The organism is Sphaerisporangium corydalis (genome assembly GCF_025506355.1).
Classification (GTDB): Bacteria; Actinomycetota; Actinomycetes; order Streptosporangiales; family Streptosporangiaceae; genus Sphaerisporangium; species Sphaerisporangium corydalis.
This window is the reverse complement of sequence record NZ_JANZYP010000149.1, coordinates 1-1693: the sequence shown is the minus strand read 5'-3', so window position 1 is coordinate 1693 and position 1693 is coordinate 1. Positions and strand designations below refer to the sequence as shown.

At 69.5% G+C, this 1693-nt stretch carries 1 protein-coding gene; it reads right to left on the bottom strand.

Translation table 11 applies throughout. The annotated features are described in order from the left end of the window. Positions 1-88 precede the first annotated feature (88 nt). The gene (locus tag NYZ98_RS41275) at positions 89-1267 is read right to left on the bottom strand and encodes an acyltransferase family protein (RefSeq protein WP_262851014.1); all 1179 of its coding nucleotides are present in this window, start codon (positions 1265-1267) and stop codon (positions 89-91) included. Positions 1268-1693 lie beyond the last annotated feature (426 nt).

The window sequence follows — 1693 nt, the reverse complement described above, 5'->3', positions numbered from 1 at the left end:
GGTCGGGGGGTGCGTAGGGCGGGTTGGGGGGTCGGCAGGCCGGAAGGGCATAGGAAAACTGCCCGAGCCGAAGGCGAGGGCCTTGGGGTCAGGAGGGGTGGCGGAGGTGGTGGGCTAGGCGTTGCATCGGGCGTTCGACGTATCGGTGGGTGAGCCAGCTCGCGGGCAGCACCACCGCCAGGAAGGCCGTGGCCATGAGGAGCTGGACGCCCAGTGGTGACCAGCGCAGGTCTCCGGTGAGCGCGACGAAGTACTTCAGCAGCGGGTGGTGCAGCAGGTAGAGCGAGTAGCTGATCAGCCCGAGCCAGGCGAGCACCCGGGGCACCCGCCGGTGTCGCAGCGCCATCGCGCCCGCGAACGTCGCCGCGGCCAGCGCGATCGTCGTGATCCACACATCCGGCTGGATCCACCACCAGCCGCCCTGGAGCGCCCACACCGGGGCGAGCGCCACGAGCGTCATCGTCACCATGACCGGCCAGAGCGGGCCGGTGCCCCGCTCCCAGCGGTGGATGGCGGTGCCGGCGAACATGACCGCGACGATGACCGCGCCGAACCAGGGGACCCTGCTGCTCATGAGCAGCAGGGTGAGCGCCATCAGCCCGAGCCCGCAGGCGGCGGCGGTGCGGAACCGGCCGGTGAACACGCACGCGAGCCCGATGGCGAAACCGGCGAACGACACCCACGCCAGCCAGTTGCCCGACAGCGGGGGGCCCGGCAGCATCAGTCCGGTGGCCATCCCCACGGCCCCGAACAGGACGGCGAGCGCGCCGCTGCGGCGGTGCGCCCCGGTCACGAACAACGCCGTCACCAGCAGGTAGAACACCATCTCGTACGACAGCGTCCACATGGTGTCGACGACGCCGCCGACGCCGATGACGTCCATCAGCATGGTCGCGTGCCCCGCGACCGCCGACAGGTCGCGCGGCACGGTGGCGCGGATGGGGATCCACCAGGTCAGCGCGAGGACCACGCCGATGACGACCAGATAGAGCGGGTACAGGCGGAAGACCCGGCTGGTCCAGAAGGCCGCGACGTCGCCGTGCCGCTCCAGGGACGCGGGAATGATGTAGCCGCTGACCAGGAAGAAGACCAGGATCCCGTACAGGCCGAGGTTGAACCAGTAGGGGCGCAGCGAGGGGACGACCCACGGGAGCAGGTGCTCGGCCACCACCGCCAGGGCTCCGATGCCGCGCAGGGCGTCCAGCCAGGCCAGGCGGACCGGCGACGTGGTCGTCGTCGGCGGGAGCGCGGTCGGGGCGGTCGGCACCGAGCCAACCTACCCAACCTCGGACGATCCGCACCTCCGGTGGACGGTGAGGTCCGGGATGCCGCTTGGACCGGTCCGATTACGGCGGCATTCGCAAGCTCTTGCAAACAGCTTGCTCATAGATTTCATCTGGATTTCTGAGTATTGCGGCTATGTATCGATGAATGTCAGGATGATGCAAGCGGCCCGCTGCGGCGTCGGGGACGACGCGTGCCGCCCCGTGCCCTCTGGCGTGCGGTTTCGCCGACTCGACGACGCCGGACGGCGCGGTGAAACGCGTATTGCCGTGAAGGCACGAGAGGAGTTCGCGTGGCCGTTTCGCGCCGGAGGTTCATGACCTCTGTCATGTCGGGATCCGCCCTGGCCGCGGTGTCATCGTCGCAACTGATGTCCGCCCTGACCACCCCCGCATCAGCAGCAGCCAGC